This is a genomic window from Georgenia alba, assembly GCF_042665525.1.
In the GTDB taxonomy this organism is placed as follows: domain Bacteria; phylum Actinomycetota; class Actinomycetes; order Actinomycetales; family Actinomycetaceae; genus Allobogoriella; species Allobogoriella alba.
Window position 1 is genome coordinate 87,575 of the sequence record NZ_JBHTCQ010000004.1, and the last position, 23,269, is coordinate 110,843.

Here is a 23,269-nt window from a genome sequence, read left to right on the forward strand (position 1 = left end):
GGCGAGACGCGAGACCGCCACCGGCCGGCACGACCTCCACGTCTCACGCCGGCGACGGCTCGCCGGTGCGCACCGGCAGCCACGCGAGCACGTCCTGGATGGTGGCGTCCCAGAACCCCCACTCGTGCCGCCCGGGGCGGGTGACGGCCGTCAGGTCCGCCCCGGCCCGCTCGGCCGCGGACGCGAACGCCTCCTGGGTGGGCAGCAGCTCGTCCTCGGTGCCGCACACCGCGTACAGCGGTGGCAGGGCGGCGATGTCAGCCCGTTCCAGCAGGGCGAGCAGGTCGTGCTCGGTGCCGCGTATGTCCGCCTCGCCGAAGATCCGCGGGAAGAGGTCCGCGCGGTGCGGCTGGAGGGTCGCCACGTCGAGGGCACCGGAGAGGCTGGCCGCGGCGGCGAACCGGTGCGGATGCGTCAGGGCCCACCGCATGGCTCCGTACCCGCCCATCGACAGGCCGGTGACGAACGTGTCCTCCCGAGCGTCGGACACCCGGAAGAACCGTTGGACGACGGCGGGCAGCTCCTCGGTCAGGAACGTTCCGTACCGCTCCCCACCGACCGTGTCGACGTAGAAGCTGCGGCCCACCTGCGGCATGACGACGGCGAGACCGCGTTCGGTGGCGTACCGCTCGATCGAGGTGCGCCGGGTCCACGTCGTCGCGTCGTCGCTGAGCCCGTGCAGCAGGTACAGCACGGGCGGCGGCTCCTCGGTCTCGGCGGCGGACGCCATGCCGATCTGCGCCGCGCGGGCCGGCTGAGGCAGGATCACGGACATCGACGTGCCCGTGCCGAGCACGTCGGAGAAGAAGTCGCAGCGCAGCAGCGCCATCAGCGGCGCTCGCCCAGCAGCCGCCACGCCCCGGGCAGCAGCAGGGCGGCCGCGACCGCCTTGACCGCGTCACCGATCAGGAACGGCACGACGCCGAGGGCGAGCGCCTCACCGAACCAGGCACCCGTGTAGCCCATCAGCCACAGCACACCCGGCACGTAGATCACCGCGGTAGCAGCGACGGCTGCCAGTGCCGTACGGAAGACCGAACGATCCGCGCCGCGGCGTGCCAGGTACCCGAGCAGCACGGCGGCCGGCAGGTAGCCGACCGCGTAGCCGAACGACGCCAGCGCCCAGCCGCTCTCGCCGTCGGCGAAGACGGGCGCGCCGAGCACGCCGGCGAGGAGGAACAGCACCATGGCGGCGGCCGCGCGCGCCGGTCCGAGCGCTGCACCGACGAAGAGCACGGCGAACGTCCCCAGCGTGAGCGGTACAGGCGTGAACGGCAGCGGGATCGCGAGCTGGCCGATCCCCGCGACCAGGCCGGCACCGGCCACGACGAGCAGGACGTCGCGCACGCGCGCGCCGGGCACGGCGTCTGCGAGCACACGACGGGGGGACGGCACGGCGGTGACGGTCACGGGCGCTCCTCTCTCACGGCTACCAGATCAGCATGCCCGATGCGGCGTCGGATCGCGCCGCCCGTACCCCACATTCCGGTGGCGTGGTTGTTAGACACACGTCACAATCTTTGATCCGGAACGTTGGAACACCCGCCAAGTCCCGGTCGTTCGACTAGGAGGAAACACAGCGGGTGGTGGGCCCACGAGGCCGCCACGTCTCCGGCCGGCACGCGCCGACGGACCAACGAGCGAAGGGGATGCTCATGGCAGAACGTTCACTACGTGGCATGAAGATCGGCGCCAACAGCCTCGAGTCCGAGGAGAACGTCGACCTCGCCCCGCGGCTGAAGGCCGACTTCACCTGCCCCGACGGGCACTCGTTCAGCCTCCCGTTCTCGGTCGACGCCGAGCTGCCCCCGGTCTGGGAGTGCAAGGTGTGCGGCAAGGAGGCGCTGCTGCGCGACGCCACCAAGCCCGAGCCCAAGAAGCCGGTCAAGCCGCCGCGCACGCACTGGGACATGCTGCTCGAGCGCCGCAGCATCCCGGAGCTGGAGGCGCTGCTCGAGGAGCGGTTGGAGCTGCTCCGCAGCGGCGAGCTGCGCCGTCGGAGCGCCTGAGGCGTCACGCCCCACGAAGGCCCGGACCGTGTGTCCGGGCCTTCGTCATGCCGGCTCACCGGCGGCCCCCGGCCGGCCGTCGCCGTCGTGCCAGCCGCCGGGCGAGTGCGCCGAGCTGGCCGGCGCGGCGCGCCACGCCCCAGGCCGTGGTCCGCCAGAGTGCCTCGGCGACGATCGCTCGGCTCATCTTCGAGCGTCCCTCGGCCCGCTCCACGAACGTGATCGGCACCTCGACGACGCGGCCGCCGGCACGCTCCACCCGCCACACCATGTCCACCTGGAAGCAGTAGCCCTGGGACTCGATCTCCGCCAACGGCAGCCCGCGCAACGTCTCGGCCCGGAACACCCGGTACCCACCGGTCGCGTCATGCACCGTCACACCCAGGGCGAGGCGCACCCAGGCGTTGCCGCCGCGGGAGAGCAGCTGCCGGTGTGACGGCCAGTTGACCACCCGTCCGCCCGGTACCCAGCGGGACCCGAGGACGAGGTCGGGCCGGTCCGAGCGCGACGCGCGAGCCAGCAGCCGCGGAAGGTCCTCCGGACGGTGCGAGCCGTCCGCGTCCATCTCCACGACCGTTGCGTAGCCGCGCGAGAGCGCCCAGCCGAAGCCCTCCACGTAGGCCCGACCGAGCCCGTCCTTCCCAGGCCGGTGCAGCACGTGGATGGCGGCGTCGTCGGCTGCCGCCGCGTCCGCGACCTCCCCGGTGCCGTCCGGGCTGGCGTCGTCGACGACGAGCACGTCGGCCTCCGGCACGGCGGCGCGGAGCCGGCGCAGCGCCTCCGGCAACGTGTCCCGCTCGTCGTAGGTCGGGATGATGACGAGTACGCGCCGCGGCTCCCCCTCGCTCATCGGCGCCCGGTCCCTCGGCGCCCGGTCCCTCGGCGCCCGCTCCCTCGGCGCCCGGTCCCGGACCGACGGCCCCCCGTGCGCCGGCTCCCGCTACTCCGGGTCACGGCTCGCTCCACGGTGCCCACGAGCCCGCCGAGCAGCCCCACGCCGGCCAGCGCGCCCGCGACGAGCGCGGGCCACTGGCCGAGGCGGTCCGCGACGGTGAGAGTGGTGCGCAACGGCACGGTGTCGACCATCTCCTCCGCGGTCCACAGACCGGTGCGGTCCTGGAAGACCCCGTTCGGTGTGACGATGCCGCTGACCCCGACCGTCGAGATCTGCACGACGGCGCGGCCGTGCTCCACGGCCCGGAAGCGGGACATCGCCAGCTGCTGGCTGGACTCCTGCGTGAGCCCGAAGGAGGCGTTGTTGGTGGGGATCACGATCAGCTCGCCGCCCGCGACCACGGACTCCCGGATGAGCTCGTCGTACGCCACCTCGAAGCAGATGCCGACCGACACCGGCACGTCCCGGCCCAGGCGCTCCAGCGGCAGGGACATCAGGCCCATCTCGGTGCCGGGGAGCATGTCGATGCTCACCAGGTCCACGGCCTCGGTGAACATGCGGAAGAACTCGCGGTACGGCATGTACTCGCCGAACGGGACCGGGTGCTGCTTCGCGTAGACGAGCTCGGGAACGGCTCCGGTCCCGGCTTCCCAGAGCACCAGCTCGTTGAACCGCGCACGCGCCTCCGGCTCCTGCGGGTCGGCGAGGTAGCGCTGGGTGCCGAGCAGGATCGGCGCGTCGACCGCGCGTGCCGCCCCGTCGATGACGTCCGCCGTCAGCTGGTCGGTGCGCGGGTCGATGTCGGCGGAGCTCTCGGGCCAGATCACCAGGTCCAGCTCACCGGGTGCGACGCGGTCCAGCAGGGCCTCGGTGCCGGCCGCGTGGTTCTCGGTCACGGCCGCCGCCTGCGACGACGCGTCCGCACCGGCCTCGGGGACGCTCCCCTGCACGGCCCCCACCCGGAGGCTGCCGCTCTCCGGCTGGGTGCCGAGCGGCACGAGCAACGGTGCGAAGGCGCACGCCGCGGCGACCACCACCAGCGCGCTCGCCGCTCCCACCCGGAGCTCCCGGAGCCGGACCGCGGCGTGCGCGAGCGCGGCGCCGATCACCACGACGACGCCGCTCACCAGCACGGTCGAGCCGATCGACGCCAGCGGCAGCAGCGGCGCGTCCGTCTGGGAGAACGCCAGGAATCCCCACGGGAACCCCTCGAACGGCCACCGTGCCCGGAACTGCTCGATGCTCACCCACAGCACGGCGACGGCGAGGATCTGCGCCCACACCCGGTCACGGAGACCGGGTGCACGCCGCACGAGGACCGCCCCGGCGCCGAACACGCCCACCAGCGCCGCCTCGGCCGTCGAGAGCGCCAGCCAGCCGATGGGTTCACCGACGGCGTGGTTCGCCCACCACAGGTGCGGCAGGAAGAACCCGAGACCCCAGACGAAGCCGACGAGCCAGCCCCACAGCACGGAGTCACGACGCAGCGCCAGGACCAGCAGCGCGATACCCAGGTAGGCCATCGGCCACCAGGACCGGGCCGGAAAGGCCGTGTCCGTCGCGAGCCCGCCGAGGGCGGCCAGGAGCAGCGTCCAGGAACGCGGCGGGCGGACGGGTGGCACCACGCGAGTTTATCCGCCGGAAAGACGACAGGCCCGCGTGCCCCTCGGTCCGGCTGGCTCCCCTGGGGGCGAGCCAGCCGTTATCTAACGGGCACGCGGGCCTGGTCACTGTTGTGCCCCGCTACCAGCACCGCACGTCGTCTCGCGTGGCGCGGCCTGCGGGCGAACAGGGAACGAACGTATCGCCGCTCCGGGCGACTCGACAACCCTCCGACCGCGCAGGTCATCGGCGAACATGCAGGTCAGAGCGCTGCGACGAAAACTGCTTGACCTCGGATCTCCCGGCGTGTCGTCCCGCGTGTCGTCGGGTCATGAGGCATCAGACACTCGACCACGCGACGACGCCCCGCCGGACCAGCCCCATCGCCTCGTGCGCACGGACCGCCAGGGCCGCGTCCGGCGCCGCGACCGAGACCTGGTCGAGCACGTCCAGGATCTGCTTGCACCACCGGACGAAGTCCCCGGCGCCGAGCTCCGCCTCGTCCAGCGCGTCACCCAGCGGCGCGCCGGCGGCCCACGCGTGCACCGCGCTGACCAGACCCGGGTCGACCGGCGCCGTCACGCGTACCCCGTGCTCCCGCTCGAGGTCGGCCAGCTCCCGCGAGATCCCGATCGTCGCGCTCAGTGCCTGCCCGACCATGCCGTGCCGACCACCCGGCAACGCGCCGACGCCTCCGCTCTCCGGCGTGCGGGCCTCGTACACCACCGTGGAGACGATGGCCGCGAGCTCCGCGGCCGAGAGCTGGTCCCACACGCCCGACCGCAGGCACTCGGCCAGCAGCAGGTCCTTCTCGGCGTACAGCCGGCCGAGCCAGGTCCCGGACTCGGTGACCGCCAGGCCGTCGCCGTCGCCCTCCTCGAGGTAGCCGAGCCGGGTGAGCACCCCGCAGACGCGGTCGAAGTCCTGGGCGATCGTGCCGGTGCGTCGCTCGATCCGCGCCACCAGCTCCTCGTGCTCGCCGGCCGCCCGTTCCCACCGGTTGGCCCAGCGCGCGTGGTCCTCCCGCTCGGCGCACCCGTGACAGGGGTGGGCCCGGATCTGCCGCCGCAGCTCGGCGACGTCCGCGTCCGGCTCCGCCGGTCCGCCGCTGCGCCGTCGCGGGGGGTCCGAGGCGGCGAGGCGCCCCTCCGCCAGCGCGTTGCGCAACGTGGAGGCCAGATCACGGCGCTGCGCGGGGTTGCGGGGGTTGAGGTTCTTCGGCACGCGGACGGTGCCCACGTTGGTCACGCCGTGGGGCAGGTCGGCGGCGGTGAGAGTCCGCAGCTGCCGCTCGTCCGTGAGCACCTGCAGCGTCGGCCCGTCGAGCGAGTCCGTGGCGTTGAGCACCACGGCGTGCGCGGTGCGCCGTCCACGCCGGTACGCCACGACGTCGCCCCGGCGCAGCCCGGACAGCGACCGCCGGACGGCCATCCTCCGGTCCGCGGCCCGCTCCCGAGAGACGTCCGCCTCCTTCTGCTTGAGACGACGCCGCAGCTCGGCATACTCGGTGAAGTCGCCCAGATGGCATCGCATGGCCTCCGCGTACCCCTCCATGGCCTCCGCATGGCGGCGGGCCTGGCGCGCGAGCCCGACCACGCCGCGGTCCGCCTGGAACTGGGCGAAGGAGGACTCCAGGATCTCCCGGGCCTGGGCCCGAGACATGGTGCCGAGCAGGTTGACGGCCATGTTGTACGTGGGGTGGAAGGCCGAACGCAGCGGGTAGGTCCGGCGGGAGGCGAGGCCCGCGACCGCCACCGGGTCGATCTCGTCGCTGTAGAGCACGACGGCGTGGCCCTCGACGTCGATCCCGCGCCGGCCGGCGCGCCCGGTGAGCTGGGTGTACTCGCCGGGCGTGAGCTGCGCGTGCGCGCTGCCGTCCCACTTCACGAGCTGCTCGAGGACCACGGACCGCGCCGGCATGTTGATGCCGAGGGCGAGCGTCTCGGTGGCGTAGACGACCTTGACCAGCCCGGCGGTGAAGAGCTCCTCGACGGTCTCCTTGAAGACCGGCAGCAGCCCGGCGTGATGTGCCGCCACGCCTCGCTCGAGCGCCAGCGACCAGGTGTCGTACCCGAGCACGGCGAGGTCCTCGGGCGGCACGCCGGCCACCGCACGCTCGACGATCTCGCGGATCCGGCGCTGCTCCTGTGCCGTCGTCAGCCGGATCCCGGCGCGGACCACCTGCTGCACCGCGGCCTCGCAGCCGGCCCGGGAGAACACGAACACGATGGCCGGCAGCAGACCGTCACGGTCCAGCCGTTCGACGACGAGGGGCCGGGGCGCCGGCCGGACCCGGGACGCGAAGCGCGGGCTGCCGCCGCGACCACCCCGCCCCGCCTGGTGCCGATGCCGACCTCCGTGCCCGGAGCGGCCGCCGCCCCGGCGCCCCGAGCCGCGACCTGTGCCGCCGTGCCCGCGACCGCGACGCGGGACGTCCTTGGCCGAGCCGGTCCGCTGGGCACCCCGGATCGCCTCGAGCAGGTCGGGGTTCAGCGGAGGATCGGCGCCGACCGCAGTCGGGTCGACGTGGGCGCTGTACAGCGGGTGCAGCGCCTTGCCGACCATCATGTGCTGCCACAGCGGCACCGGACGGGTCTCGGTGACCACGACCTCGGTGTTGCCCCGCACCAGCGTCAGCCACTCGCCGAACTCCTCGGCGTTGGACACGGTGGCCGAGAGGGAGACGACCTGCACTCCGGGGTCGAGGTGGATGATGACCTCCTCCCACACCGGCCCGCGGAACCGGTCGGCGAGGTAGTGCACCTCGTCCATCACCACGAAGCCCAGCCCGTCGAGCGTGTCCGAGCCGGCGTAGAGCATGTTCCGGAGCACCTCGGTGGTCATCACCACCACGGGCGCGTTGCCGTTGATCGACGTGTCGCCGGTGAGCAGGCCCACGTGGTCGCGGCCGTGGACGGCGACGAGATCGAGGTACTTCTGGTTGCTCAGCGCCTTGATCGGCGTGGTGTAGAAGGCCTTGCGGCCCTGCGCCAGACCCAGGTGGACGGCGAACTCCCCCACCACCGTCTTCCCGGCCCCGGTCGGCGCCGCGACGAGGACTCCGTGGCCGGCCTCCACCGCCTCGCACGCGCGCACCTGGAAGTCGTCGAGGCCGAAGCCGAGCCGGCCGCGGAAGCCGGCGAGCTCGGTCGCCTCCGCCCGCTGCCGCTGACGGAACGCCGCGTACCGCTCGGCCGGCGAGCTCATCGGCTCCTCGCGTTTCTCGAACTCCTCGAACTCACCGGTCGAGCGTACGTGCCAGCACCCCGACCGCACGCGGGTGCAGGTCGCACTGCACCGGTAGGGAGAACAGCGGCTCGCCGTCGGCGAATGCCTGCGGCGGCACGGCCCCCAGGGATGGCACAGGCTCGATGAGCACCGAGCGCGCGCGGCGCACATGCATCGCCGGATGGTCCACGTGCGCGCCGGTGTACAGCCGAGGGAAGACGGCGAGGACCTGGGCGCGGGTGAGCCCGTCGGCGTACACGACGTCGAGGAGCCCGTCGTCCGGGGTGGCGTCCGGCGCGATCTTCAGGCCGCCGCCGAACAGCCGGGTGTTCGCCACCGCCACCAGGGTTCCGGCGGACTCCCACACCTCGCCGTCCATCGTCACGCGGTACCCGAACGGCTCGAACGTGCGCAGCTCGTTCATCAGGGCCCGCACGTACCGCGCGCTGCCACGCGGCCACGTCATCGCGTTGGCGCGGGCGTTGACGGCGGCGTCGATGCCGCAGGACAGCACCGCGAGGTACCAGTGCTCCACGACGCCGCCCGGCCGGGAGACCCCGACGGCGTCGAGCATGCGCACGCCCTCGCCGTCGGGACCGCGGTGCCCGTCCCGCCGCGCGGCCAGCGCCTCCCGGATCGTGCCGAGCGAGGCCGTGACGTCGTGCACGGGCAGGTGCAGCGCCCGCGCGATGTCGTTCCCGGTGCCCGCCGCCACCACGCCCAGCGGGACCCCGGTGCCCGCGACCACGTTGACGCCGGCGTGGACCATGCCGTCACCGCCGACCGCGACCAGCGCGTCGAGGCCGAGGGTCAGCCCGGTACGTGCCCGTGCCGTCGCGGCGGGAAGATCGGGCCCGGAGAGGTCGTACACCTGGAAACCGTCGGCGGCGAGACCGTCGAAGACCTGGTCCCGGATGCTGCGCCCGCGGCCCTTCCCGGAGGTGGGGTTGAGCACGACGCCCACCCGGCCGGCGGTACCCGACCCGACGGGGCCGCCGGCGGTGCCCGCGCCGTCGGGCCGTGCGTCCACGTCTCCCCCTGCTCGCTCAGTCACCAGCGGCCGCGGCCGCGGCCTCGACGCGCGCCTTCCGACGGTCCGTGTACCGGTCGCGCAGGAAGCAGACTCCCACAGCGAGGAAGTACAGCGCCGAGATCGCGCCGCCCATGATGATCATCGACCACACGTCCGGCAGCGGGTTCGCGATGGCGGTGAAGGCGAACGCGGCGATGACGGCCCACCGCCATGCCTTGAGGAAGACCCGCCCGCGGACCACACCCAGGAAGTTCAGCCCCACCATCAGCTCGGGCAGCAGGAAGGCGATGCCGAACACCACGGTGACCTTCATGTAGAAGGAGAAGTACATCCGCGCCTCGAGGAAGTTCTGCGCGTTCTCGGGCGTCAGCGAGGTGAGCATCTCGATCGCGTGCGGCAGCACCCACCAGGCCAGCGCACCGCCGCCGACGAACAGGGCGGCACCCGCGAACATGAACGCGAGGGAGTAGACCTTCTCCATCCGGGTCAGGCCGGGCGCGACGAACATCCAGACCTGGCCGATCCACCACGGGCTGGCGAGGAACAGCCCGAGGAAGAGGGCCACCTGGATGCGCAGGTCGAAGGCCTGGCCGACCGTGGTGAAGTTCAGGACACCGACGTCCTCGAGCGGTGCCTGCAGCTCGCGCACGAGCGGCGTGTACAGGAACCAGCCACCGACGGCGGCGGCCACGATGCCCGCCGCCGCGAGCATGATTCGCTTGCGCAACTCACGGAGATGGTCCCCGAGAGGCATCCGCCCCTCGGGGTTCTGCTTCCGTGACGGGCGCTCGGCGCCCACCCGTCAGGACTTCGGTGGCGTGCCGGCCGAGGGCTGCTCGGCCGCTCCGGGGGTACCTTGCTGCCCGCCGGGCGGGGGCTGCTGGCTCGGGTACGGCGGGTTGGCCTGCGGGGACTGACCGCCCGTCGCGGTGTAGGAGCTGGTCGCGCCACCGGTGGCCTCGGAGTCGCCGGAGTCGTCGTCCCGGAGCTCCTTGACCTCCTTCTTGAAGACCTTGAGCGACTGGCCGACGCTCCGCGCGATGTCGGGGAGCTTCGTGGCGCCGAAGATCAGCACGATCACCAGCACCAGGATGATGATGTGCGAGGGCTGAAACATGCCGCGCATACGATGCACCTTCGGTCGTGGGACGTCGTGACGACCACGATACCGCCACCGGGGCCGGACGGCGGACCGACAGCCGGTTCGGCACCTCACTCGAGTAGCTTGAGGGCGCGCCAGCGCGCCACGGCGCGGGCCAGCCGGACCGTCCGCGCCTCGTCCCGCTCCTGCGCCACCCGCTCGCGCGTGGCGCGTGCGGACGCCAGGGTCGCGGGGTCCCGCAGCGGCCCCGGACGGTGCCTCGTCCCCGGCTCCGGCACGACGGCGGAGGCGGACTCCAGCCGCTCGACGGCGCCCGACAGGTCACGCAGCTCACGCCCGAGCGCCTTGACCCGCCGCCACAGCCCGTACCCGAGCAGCGCCAGCAGCCCGGCACCGGCCACCACAAGCACCAGCCACACGATCCACCACACGGAGACCAGACTAGACAGCGACGGTTCGCTCACCCGTCGAGGTGCGCGTACTCCTCGAGCGCCCGGCGTGCCCGGCCGGCGACCTCGGTCGCCAGCTCGGGCGGGTCGACGGCGCGCACCGAGTCGCCCGCGGACAGCAGCAGGTTGGTCACCCACGCCTGGTCCCAGACGCGCAGCACCACGCGGTGGGTCCCGTCCGGCAGGTCCTCCACCGACTCGACCGGGACGTTCTCGCTCACCCACCGGGCCCCGGACTCCAGCTCCAGGGTCACCAGTCGGCCGTCCACCCCGAAGCCCGGGCTGTCCCAGGCCAGGTCCGGGTGGTGCTCCGCGGCCTCGTCGAGCTCGGTCAGGTCGAGGATCCGGTCCAGGCGGAACGTGCGGGCCCCGCGGGCACGGTGGCACCACGCCCGCAGGGACCACGTGACCCCGTCGGAGTGCACCTCGACCGGGTCCACGTCCCGCTCGGAGACGACGTCGGCCGCCGAGACGTAACGCAGGTGCAGCCGCCGGCCGCGCGCGACCGCGCCGCGCACCGCCTCCAGGCGGTCCGCCACCGCGGCCCCCGGCACGTCGGGGCGCACGTGCACCTGCACCGAGGCGGCCTGCTCGGCCGCCCGTCCGGTCGCACGGCTGAGCTTCTCGACCGCCGACTCCAGCGCGGCCGACTCCACAGCCGGGCGGTCGGTGAGCAGCTCCCGCACCGAGCGCAGCGCGAGCAGCAGCGCGAGGGCCTCCGAGCTCGACAGGCGCAGCGGCCGGTCCATCCCGCGAGCCTCGGTGAGCGTGAGGACGCCGTGATCCAGGGCGTCAGCCGAGAAGTCGATGAGGTCGTCGTGGAGGTAGCCGGGCGTGCCCGTCACCCAGAGCAGGTTGACGTCGGCCACCACCTGCGCCTCGCTCGTGCCGAAGTGCTCGGCCACCTGAGACACCGGGACGCCCGGGTGCTCGCTGAGGTACGCGACGAGCGCGAGCAGGCGCGTCAGCCGCTCCGCGATCGGTTCAGCCATGCCCGCCCCCCGGCCCTGCGCCGTCAGCGGGCTGCCCGGCGTCGAGCGCGGCGACGGCACGCAGCCGCCGCAGCACCGCGTCCCGCAGGTCCGGCGGGTCGAGCACGAGGACGGAGGCGGCGTAGGCCGCGACCTCCTCGGCGAACGCGTCCACGTCGGCGTACGGCACCTCGAGCACCTCGCGGTCCGCCAGCGGCCCCTCGGTCGCCGCCGCGGGCGCCACCACGGTGCCGCGGCTGCGCACCGCCGCGGCACGACCGGGGAGCACGGCGAGGCGCGCGGTGCCGGGTTCGGGACGCGCCGTCGCCACCAGGCCGGTGACGTCGATGTCGTCGGGCACCTCGAAGGCCGCCGCCCGGCCGGTCGCCCGGACCCGGCCCTGGATGCGGGAGAGCCTGAAGGCGCGCGGCGCGTCCCGGTCCACGTCGTGACCCACCAGGTACCACCCACGTCCGGCGTTGAGCAGCCGCCACGGGTGCACGGTGCGGCGGGTGACCCGTCCGGTGCTCGCGGCCCGGTACGTGAACGCGACGGCACGGCGCTCGTCGATGGCCTCGAGGATGGGCGCGAACGCCGCCTCGGGCCCGCGCACCCGCAGCGCGAGACCGGCGTGCGCGCCGGGTTCCGGTGCGGGGCCGACGGCGCGCAGCTTCGTCACGCCACGGCGTGCCGAGGACCGCAGCGTGGCGTCCTGCCACAGCTCGGCGGCCAGCGACAGGACACCGACCTCGGCCGGGGTGAAGGAGACCGGCGGCAGGGTGTAGCCGGAGGTGTCGACCCGGTAGCCGACGTCGTCCTCGTGCACGGGGTCGTGCTCGACGACGAGGGGCACGCCCATCTCGCGCAGCAGGTCCTTGTCCCGCTCGAACATCCGCTCGAAGGACGTGTCGGACACGGCGTCGGCGTAGCCGTGGACCCGGGTGCGGATCTCCTGCTTGGTCATCCACCGGCGGGTGTGCGTCAACGCGATGACGAGGTCGAGCAGACGTTCCGCCGCCTCCACACGCTGAGCCACCCCACCACGCTAGCGGCCCGCGGGCGCCCGCGTGGCCAGGCGCGGCGGCGCGGCCAGGGATCACAGTGCAGCGATCACAGCGCACAGTGCCCGGATCAGAGCGCGCGGATCGCCACCGCGGTCGCGATCGCCGCCTCGGCCGCCTCCGCACCCTTGTCCTCCCTGGATCCCCGCAGGCCGGCACGGGCCACGGCCTGGGCCTCGTCATCGACGGTCAGCACGCCGAACCCGACCGGGACACCGGTGGAGACGGCCACGTCGGTGAGGCCCGAGGTGGCGGCCTGGCACACGTAGTCGAAGTGCGGCGTCTCCCCCCGCACGACGACGCCCAGCGCGACGACCGCGTCCGCACCCGCGCGAGCCGCCGCGGCCGCGGCGACGGGCAGCTCGAACGACCCGGGCACCCGAACCACCTGCGTCCGTGCGCCCGCCCCGGCCAGCGCACGCTCGGCACCGGCAAGCAGGCCGTCCATGACGGTGTCGTGCCACCGGGCGGCCACCACGACCACCCGCAGACCGTGCCCGTCGACCTCGGTGCGAGGCGCTCCGGATCCACTCATGAGTTCTCCTCCCTGTCCCGCAGCGTGGCTGCGAGGTCGCTGATGGTGATGAGCACGAGGCCGGCCCGGGCGGCGAGCCGCGCGGCGCCGGGCAGACGGAGCATCTCTCCGTCGTCCTCGACGAGCTCCGCGATCCCGGCGACCTCGCCCACCCCGGCGAGCCGGCACAGGTCGACGGCGGCCTCGGTGTGTCCCGGTCGTTCCAGCACGCCGCCGGGGACGGCGCGCAGCGGGACGACATGCCCCGGCCGGCGCAGGTCGCCCGGAGCCGCGGCGGCACCGGCGAGGACCCGCAGGGTGCGGGCCCGGTCGGCCGCCGAGATGCCGGTGGTCAGGCCTTCCGCGGCGTCCACCGTGACGGTGTACGCCGTCCCGTAGGGGTCCTCGCCACCGGGGACCATGAGGGGAAGGTCTAGGAGCTCGGCACGTGCGGCCGGCATGGGTGCGCAGACGTAGCCGGAGGTGTGGCGCACGGTCCAGGCCATCCACGCCGCGGTGGCCGACGCCCCCGCCAGGACCACGTCGACCTCGTCCTCCCGGCTCCGGTCGTCCGCGACGAGAACGGGCCGCCCCGTCCGCAACGCGACGAGGGCGTCCTCGACCGTCCCGGTGGCGACCTCGGCGTGCGCGGGCCTCATGCGTGCACCAGCCGCTCGACGTACTTCGCGAGCACGTCCACCTCGACGTTCACCGCGGCCCCCGGGGGCAGGTCGCCGAGGGTGGTGGCGGCGAGAGTGGTCGGGACGAGGGCGACCTCGACCCGGTTCCCCGCGACGCCGGCCACCGTGAGCGAGACACCCTCGACGGCGATCGAGCCCTTCTCGGCCACGTACCGGGAGAGCCGGTCGGGCACCTCGAGGGCGACGTCGTCCCAGCGGCGCCCGGGCGTCCGGGCGACGAGGGTTCCGACGCCGTCGACGTGGCCGGTGACGACATGGCCCCCGAGCCGTCCATCGGCCCGCACGGCGCGCTCGAGGTTCACCCGGTCCCCGGCGGCCAGGCGGCCGAGGGTGGTCCGCTCCAGCGTCTCGGGCACCACGTCCGCGGCGAAGCCGTCGCGATCGTGGTCGGTGACGGTGAGGCACACCCCGGCGACCGCCACGGAGTCGCCGACCCGCAGGTCCGCCGTCACCCTGGTCGCGGCGACCCGCAGACGCGTCACGTCCGACTCGGGCACCCGCCGGATGACGGTGCCCACCTCCTCCACAAGGCCGGTGAACATCTAGGCCTCTCCTTCCGTGACGGGACGCCGCATCTCGGCGGCGAGGAACATGTCGTCGCCGAGCCGGCGGACGTCGACGGTCCGCCAGCGCGCGGCGTCCTCGAGCGTGCGCACGCCGAGGTCGGCGACCGCGCCCGCTCCGGCGCCGAGCACCACGGGCGCGACGTATGCGTGCAGCTCGTCGACCAGGCCGGCCCGGAGCGCGGCGGCCAGGACCGTCGGCCCGCCCTCGAGCAGGACGTGGCGGGCGCCCAGCCGGTACAGCTCGGTGACGGCGCCGCCGAGGTCCCGCGTCCGCAGGTGGCACCACTCCCCCGGGCCCTGGCGGACCCGGGCCGAGGCGGGGACGTCACGCTCGCCGACGACGACGCGACGCGGCTGGTGCGGCAGCGGGCCCGCCGGGCCGCGCGCCGTCAGGGCGGGGTCGTCGGCCAGGGCGGTGCCGGTCCCGACGACGATCGCGTCGACCGCCGCGCGGAACCGGTGCGCGTGGGACCGTGCTTCAGGACCGGTGATCCAGCGACTGGTGCCGTCCACGGCCGCAACCCGTCCGTCGAGCGTGGTGGCGGTCTTCGCGACGAGCCACGGCCGTCCGCGCCGGACCGCGGTGCACCAGGTGCGGGAGAGGTCCGCGGCCCGGGATCGGGTCTCCGGCGCCAGGCCGGCCTCGGCGGCGGTGCTGACCTCGACACCCACCGACCGCAGCCACCGTGCCCCGCCTGCGGCCGCCGGGTCCGGGTCGGCGACGGCGTGCACGACGCGCCGGACCCCCGCCTCGTGCAGTGCCCGGGAGCACGGCGGCGTGCGGCCGTGGTGGTGGCACGGCTCGAGCGTGACGACGGCGGTGCCGCCGGCCAGCAGGTGGCGACGGGACGCCGGCACCGCGGCCAGCGCGGCGACCTCGGCGTGCGGGGTGCCGGCCCCGCGGTGGTACCCCTCGCCGAGCAGCTCGCCGCGCGGCCCGAGAAGGACGCACCCGACCCGCGGGTTGCCGCCCGCGACGGGGCCGTACGCGCCCAGCTCGACGGCGCGCTCGAGCGCCCACGTCTCGAGATCCGTCCGGCTGTGGGTGCCGGTGGTCGTCACCGCGGTCCTCCTGCCTCTCGGCACGGCGGCCGGGTGGGAGGTGCGCACGACGACGCGGGCGGCCCGGGCGCAAGTACGCCCGGGCCACGTGCTTCCTCCCATCCGGACTTTCACCGTCGGTCCTGGAGTTCCACCAGGTCCACCGTCCGCCCTCTCGGGCGTCCGGGTCGCGGACTGTCACCGCCGGCTCGGAATTTCACCGACCCCGGAGCACGTGCTTGCTCTGCCGCGATGATGCCACACCCGCGGGGCCGTCCGGGGCGCGGGGCGGCCCGGGGTCCACCCGCCGGTACGGTGACGGGCGTGATGATGTGGCGTGACGGTGTGGTGGTGGCGCTCGGAGCGCCCTGGGGAGCCTCCTTCCCCCTCGACGTGGAGATCACCGCGGCCCCCGGCACCGACCCGGACACCGGCGGGCCGGACGGACCTCTCCCGGCCGGGTCCACCGTGAAGGCGCTGGCGTACGCGCCGCTCGTGGGCGAGCCCCGGGTCGGGGACCGGGTGCTGCTCTCGGCGGCGCCGCTCGCCCGCGGACTGGGCACCGGCGGCTACGCGATGGTCGTGGCGCTGCCGGACCGCCTGCCCGCGGACCCGACCCCAGGGCCCGGGCACCTGGTCAAGGCCCGCTACACGCCGCTGCAGACGATGGTGCGCGGTGTGGACGAGCAGTCCTCCGACCATCACGAGCAGCTCCGCGAGGCGGACAGCGTGGACGGCATGCCGGTGGTCGTGGCCGACCTGCACTCCGCCCTGCCCGCGGTGCTCGCCGGGGTGCGGGCGGAGGACCCGGACCTGCGGGTCGTGTACGTCATGACCGACGGCGGCGCGCTGCCCGCGTGGTTCTCCCGCACCCTGGCCGGTCTTCGGGACGCCGGCTGGCTGGCCGGGTCGGTCACGGTGGGGCAGGCGTTCGGAGGGGACCTGGAGGCGGTCAACGTCCACACCGGCCTGCTGGCATCACGCCTCGTGCTCGGTGCGGACGTGACCGTCGTCGCGCAGGGCCCGGGCAACCTCGGCACGGGCACCCGCTGGGGGTTCTCGGGGACGAGCTGCGGTGAGGCGGTCAACGCGGCCGCCGCCCTCGACGGCCGGCCCGTGGCGTCGTTGCGCGTCTCCGGCGTCGACCCCCGGGAGCGGCATCGCGGGGTCAGCCACCACTCGCTGACCGCGTACGGGCGGGTCGCGCTCGCCGCGGCCGACGTGGTCGTCCCGCGGTTCGACGGCGGGACGGACCTCGAGGCCGCCGTCCCACCCGGGCTGGGCGCCCGGGTCCACGACGAGGCCGAGCCGCTGGGCGCGCCGGCGGGCCTGCACCGGCTGGTGCACCTCTCGACGGCCGGCCTGACCGAGGCGCTACGTACGAGCCCGGTGCCCCTGTCGACCATGGGGCGGCCGCTGGAGGAGGACCCGGCGGCGTTCCTCGCGGTGGCCGCCGCCGGGCGGCACGCCGCCCGGCTCGCCGGCTGAGGAACGGCCCTACTCGCGCGGCTCGTGCAGGGCGACCAGCGTCGCCAGCCGCCGGGCCTCCGCCCGGCCGCGTTCGCCGTCGGCGCTCTGCACGGCCATGACGGCGAGCGTCTCGCCGTCGGACAGGTCCAGGTACACCCACGGATCTCCGGCGCCGAAGTTCACGGAGACGATCTCGGCCCACTCGACGTCGCGCGTGCGGATGAGGTTCCGGACGCGCAACCCGCCCTCACTCGGACGGGCCCGCACCGCGGCCTGCCGGTAGAGGAACCAGCAGATGCCGCCGGCGAGCAGCAGGGTGCCGATCTGGTCCGCGGGTCCGAAGTCGTCACCGACCATGCGGGGCATGCCGATGACGATCGTCAGCGTGCCGGCGACCGTCAGGACGGCGAGGACCAGCGCGACGACCCGCGCCGCCCTGGGCCGGAAGTCCCCGTCGAGGTCACCTTCTGCCGCCACGTCAGATCCGGCACGCGTGGATGGAGGTCACCAGGATGGCCCGCGCCCCCACCTCGTACAGCTCGTCCATGACCTGGTTCGTCACGGACCGGCGCACCATCGAGCGCACCGCGAACGACTCGCCGTTGTGCAGCGGTGAGACGGTCGGGGACTCGAAGCCCGGGGTGACCCGGACGGCGGCCTCGAGCTTGTCGGCCGGCACGTCGTAGTCCACGAGGACGTACTCGCGTGCCACGAGCACGCCCTGCAGCCGCCGGTCCAGGACCGCCAGGCCGTTGTTGGTGGCGGCGTCTCTCGAGCGGATGAGGACCGCCTCGGACTCCAGGAGGGGGTCCCCGAAGGTCTCCAGCCCGGCGGCCCGCAGGGTCCCGCCGGTCTCGACCACGTCGGCGACGACGTCGGCGATGCCCAGCCGGACGGCCGACTCGACGGCGCCGTCGAGGTGGACCACCTCGGCCTCGATGCCCCGCCGGCGCAGGAAGGCGTCGACGAGGACGTCGTAGCTGGTCGCGACGCGCTTGCCGGCGATCTGCTCCACCCGGGTGATCTCACCGGCGGGTGCGGCGAACCGGAAGGTCGAGCGGGCGAACCCCAGTGCCCGGTGCTCGATCGCCTCGACCCCGGAGTCCAGCAGCAGGTCGCGGCCGGTGATGCCGACGTCGACGGTGCCGGACCCGACGTACACGGCGATGTCCCGGGGACGCAGGAAGAAGAACTCGACGTCGTTGTCCGGGTCGGCGAGCACGAGCTCCCGTCCGCGGCGTCGGCGGTAGCCCGCCTCGCCGAGCATGTCGGCGGCGGGGTCGGACAGCGAGCCCTTGTTGGGCACGGCGATACGCAGCACGGTCGGCTCCTGCGATCCGGGGTTTCTCAGAGGTGACGGTAGACGTCCTGGAGGCTGAGGCCGCGGGCGATCATCATGACCTGCACGTGGTACAGCAGCTGGGAGATCTCCTCCGCGGCGGCCTCGTCGGACTGGTGCTCGGCGGCCATCCACACCTCGGCGGCCTCCTCGACCACCTTCTTGCCGATGGCGTGGATCCCGGCGTCGAGCTCTGCGACGGTGCCGGACCCCTCGGGCCGGGTGGCGGCCTTGTGCTGGAGCTCGGTGAAGAGCTCCTCGAACGACTTCACGTCCGCCAGCCTAGTTGCTGGCGCCGGGCAGGTACTGATCCGTCCACGCCTCCTCGGCGGGCACCGGCCGGGCGAGGAGGTCGCGGGCCGCCATGAGGTCGGCCATCGCCTGCCACGTCTCGGCGTCCTGGGTACCGAGCGCGTCGGTGTCCCCGTAGAGCGGGACGGTCGCCTCCAGGGTGGCTCGGGCGGCCGCCCGGGCATCCTCGCGTGCGAGGTCGGGCACGTAGGGCGTGCTGAGCTCGATCGCGCGCTCCGGGTCGGCTGCGACGTCCTCGACGCCCCGCAGGGTCGCCTCCACGACGGCGGCGACCGCGGCGGGGTCCTCCTCGGCCAGGTCGTCCAGGACCCCGAGGCCGATCCCGACGAGCGGCACGTCCTCCTCGGCGACCGGGATGGTCCGCACCGGCGTGCCGGCGGTCTCGAACCGGACGGCGTCGTTGTTGACGTACCCCATGACGGCGTCGACGTGCCCGGCGGTGAGGGCGGCCTGCTGGGTGAAGCCGATGTGCTGGACCTGCACGTCGTCCTCGGTGAGGCCGGCCTCCTCCAGCATCGCGAGCAGGCCGAAGTAGGTCTCGCCGAACGGCCCGGGGATGCCGACCGAGCGACCGCGCAGGTCCTCGGCGGTCCTGATGTCGCTGTCCGCGGGGACGATCCCGACGACCGGGTACTCCTGGTAGAGCGTGGCGACGTCGAGCAGCGGCACCCCCTCGCTACGGGCCTGCAGCATCTCGTCCCCACCGGCGACGACGACGTCCTCACGCCCCGACTCGACGGCGGTGAACAGGCCCTCGTTGCTGCCGTGGTGCCGGAGGGTGACGTCGACCCCGGCCTCCTCGTAGTAGCCCTGCTCGGCGGCGACGTAGAACGGCGCGAACTGGATGTCCGGGGTGTAGGTCAGCCCGATCGTCAGGCCCGGGCCGCCGTCGGGTCCGGCCGGGGCGGCGGTGCCGCCCGGCCCCTCCTCCCGCCCGGTCTCCCCCGGCCCGCCCGCGGGTGCGGAGCAGGCGGCGAGGGTGAGGGCGGCGGTCGCGGCGAGGACGCCGGCACGGGTACGGGTCATGGTGCCTCCTCAGGGACGCAGGCGCTGCTCGAGGGCGCCGAGCAGGCCGTAGACGGACATGGCGAGGCCGGCGAGCACGGCGAGTGCGACGAACAGGCCGGGGGTGTCGGCGGCGTCGGCGCGAGAGGCGACGAGCACCCCGAGCCCGCGGCCGCCCATGACGAACTCCCCCACGACGGCGCCGGTGACGGACAGCGTGAAGCCGTTGCGGACGCCGGTGAGGATGGCCGGCAGGGCCAGCGGCGCCTCGACGTGCCGGAGCAGCTGCCACGCGCCCGCGCCGTCCAACCGGGCCGCGTCCCGCACGTCCTGGTCGAGGGACCGCAGTCCCAGCACGGTGGTCAGCACGATCGGGAAGAACACCAGGAGGGCGCACAGCACGACGATCGGGGCCAGGCCGTAGCCGAGCCAGAGCATCAGCAGCGGCGCGACCGCCACGGCCGGCACGGACTGGGACGCGGCGAGGTACGGCTCCACCGCGGCCGCGGACCGTGGGCTGCGGACGATGAGGTACCCCAGCGGCAGAGCGACCGCAGCACCGGCCAGGCAGCCGAGGACGGCCTCCACGAGGGTGGGCACCGTGTAGCCGACGAGGCCGGCGCCGAGGTCCTCGACGAACCGGACCGCGACGGCGGAGGGTGCCGGCAGGAAGAACGGGTCCACCAGGCCGGACCGGCAGGCGGCCTCCCAGCACGCGAGCACGACGAGGCCGAGCAGCAGCGGCGGGACCGCCCGGCTGCGTGCGGTGGTCGTGGTGCTCAACGTCCTGTCCTCCCGGTCGTGGACCGGGGTCGGACGGAGCCGCCGCGTGTGCGCGGCGCCCGCAGCGGCGCGCGGACGCGCCTCGTGCTTCCTCCCATCCGGACTTTCACCGTCGGTCCTGGAGTTCCACCAGGTCAACCGTCACCTCAAAGGATCAGGCTCGCGGACTGTCACCGCCGGTTCGGACTCTCACCGACCCCGGAGCACGTGCTTGGCTTTGCACGGCCGATGATAGCCGTCCACGCGTCACCGGGCGGACCGGTGTGCGGGACGTCTCACGCCTCGGTGTCCGGGCGGGCGATCTCCGCCAGCGCGGCGTCGACGATCGCGCCGCACGCCTCGAGGCTGGAACGTGGGTCGAGCGCCGCGCGCAGCTCGTCCTCCCCGCCCGTGCCGCCCGTGCCGCCCGTGCCGCGCAGCACCCGCGCCACGACCGCGTCGTCGTCTCCGGCGGTCACCGCGTCCCCGACGAGCCGCTGCGCCTCCGCCCGGCCGAGCTGCGGCTTGAGGACGGTGGTCAGCTGCTCGGCCATGACCGCGGGCCGGGCCGCCTCGAGGGTCGCCGCCATGCGGGCGGTGTCGACCGACAGCCCGGCGAGGACGTCGGCGATCCGGTCGGCCGCGCCTCCGGCGAGGGAGAGCAGCTCGAGGAGCGGCTCCCACTCCGCGTGCCACGCCCCGACCGCGCGCTGGTGCTCCTGGAGGCCGGCGGCCAGCACCGTGGCGGCGAGCCCCGGCGCCCGGATCGCGGCGCCGCGGACCAGCACCGACCTCACGGGGTTGCGCTTGTGCGGCATGGCCGAGGAGCCGCCGTGGCCCGCGCCGCCGCCCTCGGCCACCTCGCCGACCTCGCTCGCGGAGAGCCCGACCACGTCCGTGGCGACCTTCCCCGCGGCGACGGTGACGCTCCCGAGCGCAGCGGCGAGGCACCGGACGCGGGTGCGGTCGGTGTGCCACGGGACGGCGGGCACGACGAGCCCGAGCTCGTCGGCGAGGGCCGTCACGACGTCGGGTCCGGCGCCGCCGTACACCCCGAGCGTCCCGGCCGCCCCGCCGAGCTGGACGGCCAGGGCGGCCCGGGCACGCCGCAGCTCCCGCCGCGCGGCGTCGAGACCGACGGCCCAGCCGGCGGCCACGACGCCGAACGTGGTCGGCACGGCGTGCTGGCCAAGGGTGCGCCCGATCTGCGGGTCGGCCCGGTGCCGTCGGGCGAGGGCCGCCGCGGCGTCCCGCGCCACGCCCAGCCGGTCGGCGGCGAGGTCGCTGACCTCCGCCGCCCGCAGCATGAGCGCGGTGTCCAGGACGTCCTGGCTGGTGGCGCCGTGGTGCACCCAGGGGCGGGCCTCGGCCGGCACGAGACCCAGCAGCTCCTTCACGAGCGGCACGACGGGGTTGCCCGCCGAGAGCGAGGCGCCGGCCAGCGCCTCGGGGTCCACGTCGTGACCCGCGACGGCGCGGTCCACCTGGTCCGCAACGCCCGCGGGCACAACGCCGGCCCGCTCCGCAGCGTGGACCAGGGCGGTCTCCACGGTCACCATGGACGCGACCAGCGCCTCGTCGGAGAGCAGCTCGTCGATCGCGGAGACACCGGAGACGGCGCGCAGCAGGGTCACGGCTCAGACCTCGAAGAAGACGGTCTCCCCCGCCCCCTGGAGGGTGATGTCGAATCTCCAGGCTTCAGAGCCGCCGGCCGCGTCCTTCTGTGCGAGCAGGGTGTGCCGGCGCTCCTCCGGCACCGAGGAGAGCACCGGGTCGGTGTCGTTGAGCGGCTCGTCCGGGAAGTAGATGCGGGTGACCACACGGTCCAGCATGCCTCGGGCCAGCACGCTGACGTCGATGTGCGGGGCCTCGAGCGGCCCGTCCGGGTCCTCGACGTCACGAGCCGGCAGCGGTCCCGGCCGCAGGGTGTGCACGCTCCAGGTGCTCGTGTCGTTCCAGGTGCTCGAACGCGCGAAGCCGGTGAAGCCCGGTACGGCGGCGGGCCGTGCTCCGCGCGGGTCGTCCGGGTGGTCGAAACGCCCCTCGGGGTCCGCCTGCCAGATCTCCACGAGCGCGTCCGGCAGCGGCTCCCCCTCGCCGTCGAGCACCTGCCCCCGGATCCAGAACGCGCCGGGCGTGCCCTCGGGCACCGCGAGCCGGCCGGAATCCCCCCATTCGAGGCCGATGGCCAGGAAGGGTCCGACGGTCTGGGACGGGGTCAGGCCGAGGCGTCCGTTTGCGGCCAGCTGCTCACTCATCGTCCTCGTCCACTCCGTTCTCGTGCTCCTCGAACACGCTCGCCTGGGGGCCGCGCAGCACGATGTCGAACTCGAAGGCCAGCGCCCAGTGGTCCTGCGTCTGGTCGTAGTCGAACCGCGAGACCATCCGCTCCCGGGCCTTCTCGTCCCGGACGGAGTTGTAGATCGGGTCCTGGAAGAACAGCGGGTCGTCCGGGAAGTACATCTGGGTGACGAGCCGCTGGGTGAACGCCCGGCCGAAGAGCGAGAAGTGGATGTGGGCGGGCCGCCAGGCATTGGGGTGGTTCCGCCACGGGTAGGCACCCGGCTTGATGGTGGTGAACCGGTAGCGGCCCTCGGCGTCGGTCATCATCCGCCCGACGCCGGTGAAGTTCGGGTCCAGCGGGGCCGGCCAGTTGTCCCACTGGTGGGCGTAACGACCGGCCGCGTTGGCCTGCCACACCTCGACGAGCGTGTTCGGCACCGGCCGTCCGTCCTCCTCCAGGACACGGCCGTAGACGATGATCCGCTGGCCGACGGGCTCGCCGGAGCCGCCGTGGTTCGTGGTGAGGTCGTTGTCCCCGTCCCGGACGCGGTCCTCGCCGAGTGCCGGGCCGGTGAGCTCGGTGAGCCGCTGCGGCATGGCGACGAGCGCCTCGTCGGGGTGGCGCAGCGCGGTCGACTTGTAGCCGGGGCTGTCCAGCGGAGGGTGGACGCCCTCCGGCACGGGGTAGTGCGGCAGCGCCACGCCGCCGCGGGTGATCGCCCCGGGCAGGTAGAGGTCGTCCAGCGGGTTCATGACTTCTCGTTCCTCCGTCACGTCCTCGTGCCACCCATGCCCGACCGCCTGCCGGCTCACCGGTGAGCGGAGGCCCGCCAGTTCGCAATGGGCACACTCGTTCCCGACCGAGAATGGCCCGCGCGTACCCGTGCGTCAAGCCACTCCCACGCCGGTGTGGCGTGTGCTTGACG

The 23,269-nt window shown here is 74.2% G+C and carries 24 protein-coding genes, 1 pseudogene and 2 riboswitches; of the genes and pseudogenes, 2 read left to right on the top strand and 23 right to left on the bottom strand.

The features are described from left to right. Positions 1-43: 43 nt before the first annotated feature. Together ACFQQL_RS16405 and ACFQQL_RS16410 are read right to left on the bottom strand one after the other, a co-directional pair. On the bottom strand, positions 44-829 hold the full coding sequence (locus ACFQQL_RS16405) for an alpha/beta hydrolase (protein ID WP_382396237.1): 786 nt from the start codon (positions 827-829) through the stop codon (positions 44-46). Beyond that, positions 829-1,410, bottom strand: coding sequence for a biotin transporter BioY (locus tag ACFQQL_RS16410; RefSeq protein WP_382396238.1), 582 nt, complete (start codon positions 1,408-1,410; stop codon positions 829-831). Before ACFQQL_RS16410 ends, ACFQQL_RS16405 begins: the two co-directional genes overlap by 1 nt. Before the next feature lie 245 nt (positions 1,411-1,655). On the opposite strand from ACFQQL_RS16410, the gene ACFQQL_RS16415 reads away from it, so the two are divergent. Beyond that, positions 1,656-2,009: an RNA polymerase-binding protein RbpA gene (locus ACFQQL_RS16415; RefSeq protein WP_382396239.1), complete on the top strand. Its 354-nt coding sequence runs from the start codon at positions 1,656-1,658 to the stop codon at positions 2,007-2,009. Positions 2,010-2,064: 55 nt separating this feature from the next. Here the strand turns inward: ACFQQL_RS16415 and ACFQQL_RS16420 are convergent, their stop codons facing one another. From ACFQQL_RS16420 to ribD, 13 genes and pseudogenes are all read right to left on the bottom strand, one after another. After that, positions 2,065-2,859 (bottom strand): polyprenol monophosphomannose synthase, encoded by a 795-nt coding sequence (locus ACFQQL_RS16420; RefSeq protein ID WP_382396240.1) that lies wholly within the window; start codon positions 2,857-2,859, stop codon positions 2,065-2,067. Then, positions 2,856-4,526 carry an apolipoprotein N-acyltransferase gene (lnt, locus tag ACFQQL_RS16425; RefSeq protein WP_382396241.1) on the bottom strand — a complete coding sequence of 557 codons (1,671 nt, stop codon included), beginning with the start codon at positions 4,524-4,526 and terminating at the stop codon, positions 2,856-2,858. Before lnt ends, ACFQQL_RS16420 begins: the two co-directional genes overlap by 4 nt. A 319-nt stretch (positions 4,527-4,845) precedes the next feature. Next, positions 4,846-7,713, bottom strand: coding sequence for a DEAD/DEAH box helicase (locus tag ACFQQL_RS16430; protein ID WP_382396242.1), 2,868 nt, complete (start codon positions 7,711-7,713; stop codon positions 4,846-4,848). Between the two features lie 31 nt (positions 7,714-7,744). Further along, positions 7,745-8,764 (bottom strand): diacylglycerol/lipid kinase family protein, encoded by a 1,020-nt coding sequence (locus ACFQQL_RS16435; protein WP_382396243.1) that lies wholly within the window; start codon positions 8,762-8,764, stop codon positions 7,745-7,747. A gap of 16 nt (positions 8,765-8,780) precedes the next feature. Then, complete coding sequence (gene tatC / locus ACFQQL_RS16440) at positions 8,781-9,521, bottom strand: twin-arginine translocase subunit TatC (RefSeq protein WP_382396244.1); 741 nt, start codon at positions 9,519-9,521, stop codon at positions 8,781-8,783. A gap of 48 nt (positions 9,522-9,569) precedes the next feature. Further along, a complete protein-coding gene (tatA, locus tag ACFQQL_RS16445; protein ID WP_465254070.1) occupies positions 9,570-9,884 on the bottom strand; it encodes a Sec-independent protein translocase subunit TatA in 315 nt (104 codons plus the stop codon). A gap of 95 nt (positions 9,885-9,979) precedes the next feature. Next, on the bottom strand, positions 9,980-10,300 hold the full coding sequence (locus tag ACFQQL_RS16450) for a hypothetical protein (RefSeq protein WP_382396246.1): 321 nt from the start codon (positions 10,298-10,300) through the stop codon (positions 9,980-9,982). A 29-nt stretch (positions 10,301-10,329) separates the two neighbouring features. Beyond that, positions 10,330-11,310: a helix-turn-helix transcriptional regulator gene (locus ACFQQL_RS16455; protein ID WP_382396247.1), complete on the bottom strand. Its 981-nt coding sequence runs from the start codon at positions 11,308-11,310 to the stop codon at positions 10,330-10,332. After that, on the bottom strand, positions 11,303-12,325 hold the full coding sequence (locus ACFQQL_RS16460; RefSeq protein ID WP_382396248.1) for a helix-turn-helix transcriptional regulator: 1,023 nt from the start codon (positions 12,323-12,325) through the stop codon (positions 11,303-11,305). Before ACFQQL_RS16460 ends, ACFQQL_RS16455 begins: the two co-directional genes overlap by 8 nt. Before the next feature lie 95 nt (positions 12,326-12,420). Continuing rightward, on the bottom strand, positions 12,421-12,885 hold the full coding sequence (gene ribH / locus ACFQQL_RS16465; protein WP_382396249.1) for a 6,7-dimethyl-8-ribityllumazine synthase: 465 nt from the start codon (positions 12,883-12,885) through the stop codon (positions 12,421-12,423). A 26-nt stretch (positions 12,886-12,911) separates the two neighbouring features. Further along, a pseudogene (gene ribB, locus ACFQQL_RS16470) lies at positions 12,912-13,523 on the bottom strand (3,4-dihydroxy-2-butanone-4-phosphate synthase); the annotation flags it as partial. Further along, the gene (locus ACFQQL_RS16475; RefSeq protein WP_382396251.1) at positions 13,520-14,107 is read right to left on the bottom strand and encodes a riboflavin synthase; all 588 of its coding nucleotides are present in this window, start codon (positions 14,105-14,107) and stop codon (positions 13,520-13,522) included. The gene ACFQQL_RS16475 and the pseudogene ribB, both read right to left, overlap by 4 nt. After that, entirely contained in the window at positions 14,108-15,193 is a 1,086-nt protein-coding gene (gene ribD / locus ACFQQL_RS16480; RefSeq protein ID WP_382396252.1) for a bifunctional diaminohydroxyphosphoribosylaminopyrimidine deaminase/5-amino-6-(5-phosphoribosylamino)uracil reductase RibD, read from the bottom strand. It abuts the gene before it with no gap. A gap of 86 nt (positions 15,194-15,279) precedes the next feature. Then, positions 15,280-15,409, bottom strand: a riboswitch (FMN riboswitch). Positions 15,410-15,496: 87 nt separating this feature from the next. Here ribD and ACFQQL_RS16485 point away from each other — a divergent pair. Then, positions 15,497-16,660, top strand: coding sequence for a DUF3866 family protein (locus tag ACFQQL_RS16485; protein ID WP_382396253.1), 1,164 nt, complete (start codon positions 15,497-15,499; stop codon positions 16,658-16,660). 9 nt (positions 16,661-16,669) lie between these two features. Here the strand turns inward: ACFQQL_RS16485 and ACFQQL_RS16490 are convergent, their stop codons facing one another. The 8 genes from ACFQQL_RS16490 to pcaH all read right to left on the bottom strand — a co-directional run bounded on the left by ACFQQL_RS16490 (position 16,670) and on the right by pcaH (position 23,096). Then, positions 16,670-17,119: a PH domain-containing protein gene (locus ACFQQL_RS16490; RefSeq protein ID WP_382396254.1), complete on the bottom strand. Its 450-nt coding sequence runs from the start codon at positions 17,117-17,119 to the stop codon at positions 16,670-16,672. Position 17,120: 1 nt separating this feature from the next. Then, positions 17,121-17,963, bottom strand: coding sequence for an ATP phosphoribosyltransferase (hisG, locus tag ACFQQL_RS16495; RefSeq protein WP_382396255.1), 843 nt, complete (start codon positions 17,961-17,963; stop codon positions 17,121-17,123). 26 nt (positions 17,964-17,989) lie between these two features. Then, the gene (locus tag ACFQQL_RS16500) at positions 17,990-18,253 is read right to left on the bottom strand and encodes a phosphoribosyl-ATP diphosphatase (RefSeq protein WP_382396256.1); all 264 of its coding nucleotides are present in this window, start codon (positions 18,251-18,253) and stop codon (positions 17,990-17,992) included. Positions 18,254-18,263: 10 nt separating this feature from the next. Next, complete coding sequence (locus ACFQQL_RS16505; RefSeq protein ID WP_382396257.1) at positions 18,264-19,319, bottom strand: ABC transporter substrate-binding protein; 1,056 nt, start codon at positions 19,317-19,319, stop codon at positions 18,264-18,266. A gap of 9 nt (positions 19,320-19,328) precedes the next feature. Continuing rightward, positions 19,329-20,081, bottom strand: a complete 753-nt coding sequence (locus ACFQQL_RS16510) for an ABC transporter permease (protein ID WP_382396258.1) — start codon at positions 20,079-20,081, stop codon at positions 19,329-19,331. Positions 20,082-20,162: 81 nt separating this feature from the next. Beyond that, positions 20,163-20,291: riboswitch (FMN riboswitch) on the bottom strand. Positions 20,292-20,356: 65 nt separating this feature from the next. After that, complete coding sequence (locus ACFQQL_RS16515; protein WP_382396259.1) at positions 20,357-21,694, bottom strand: lyase family protein; 1,338 nt, start codon at positions 21,692-21,694, stop codon at positions 20,357-20,359. 3 nt (positions 21,695-21,697) lie between these two features. Next, the gene (gene pcaG, locus ACFQQL_RS16520; RefSeq protein WP_382396260.1) at positions 21,698-22,318 is read right to left on the bottom strand and encodes a protocatechuate 3,4-dioxygenase subunit alpha; all 621 of its coding nucleotides are present in this window, start codon (positions 22,316-22,318) and stop codon (positions 21,698-21,700) included. Beyond that, positions 22,311-23,096, bottom strand: coding sequence for a protocatechuate 3,4-dioxygenase subunit beta (gene pcaH, locus ACFQQL_RS16525; RefSeq protein WP_382396261.1), 786 nt, complete (start codon positions 23,094-23,096; stop codon positions 22,311-22,313). The genes pcaG and pcaH overlap by 8 nt, the downstream gene beginning before the upstream one ends. Between the last annotated feature and the right edge of the window lie 173 nt (positions 23,097-23,269).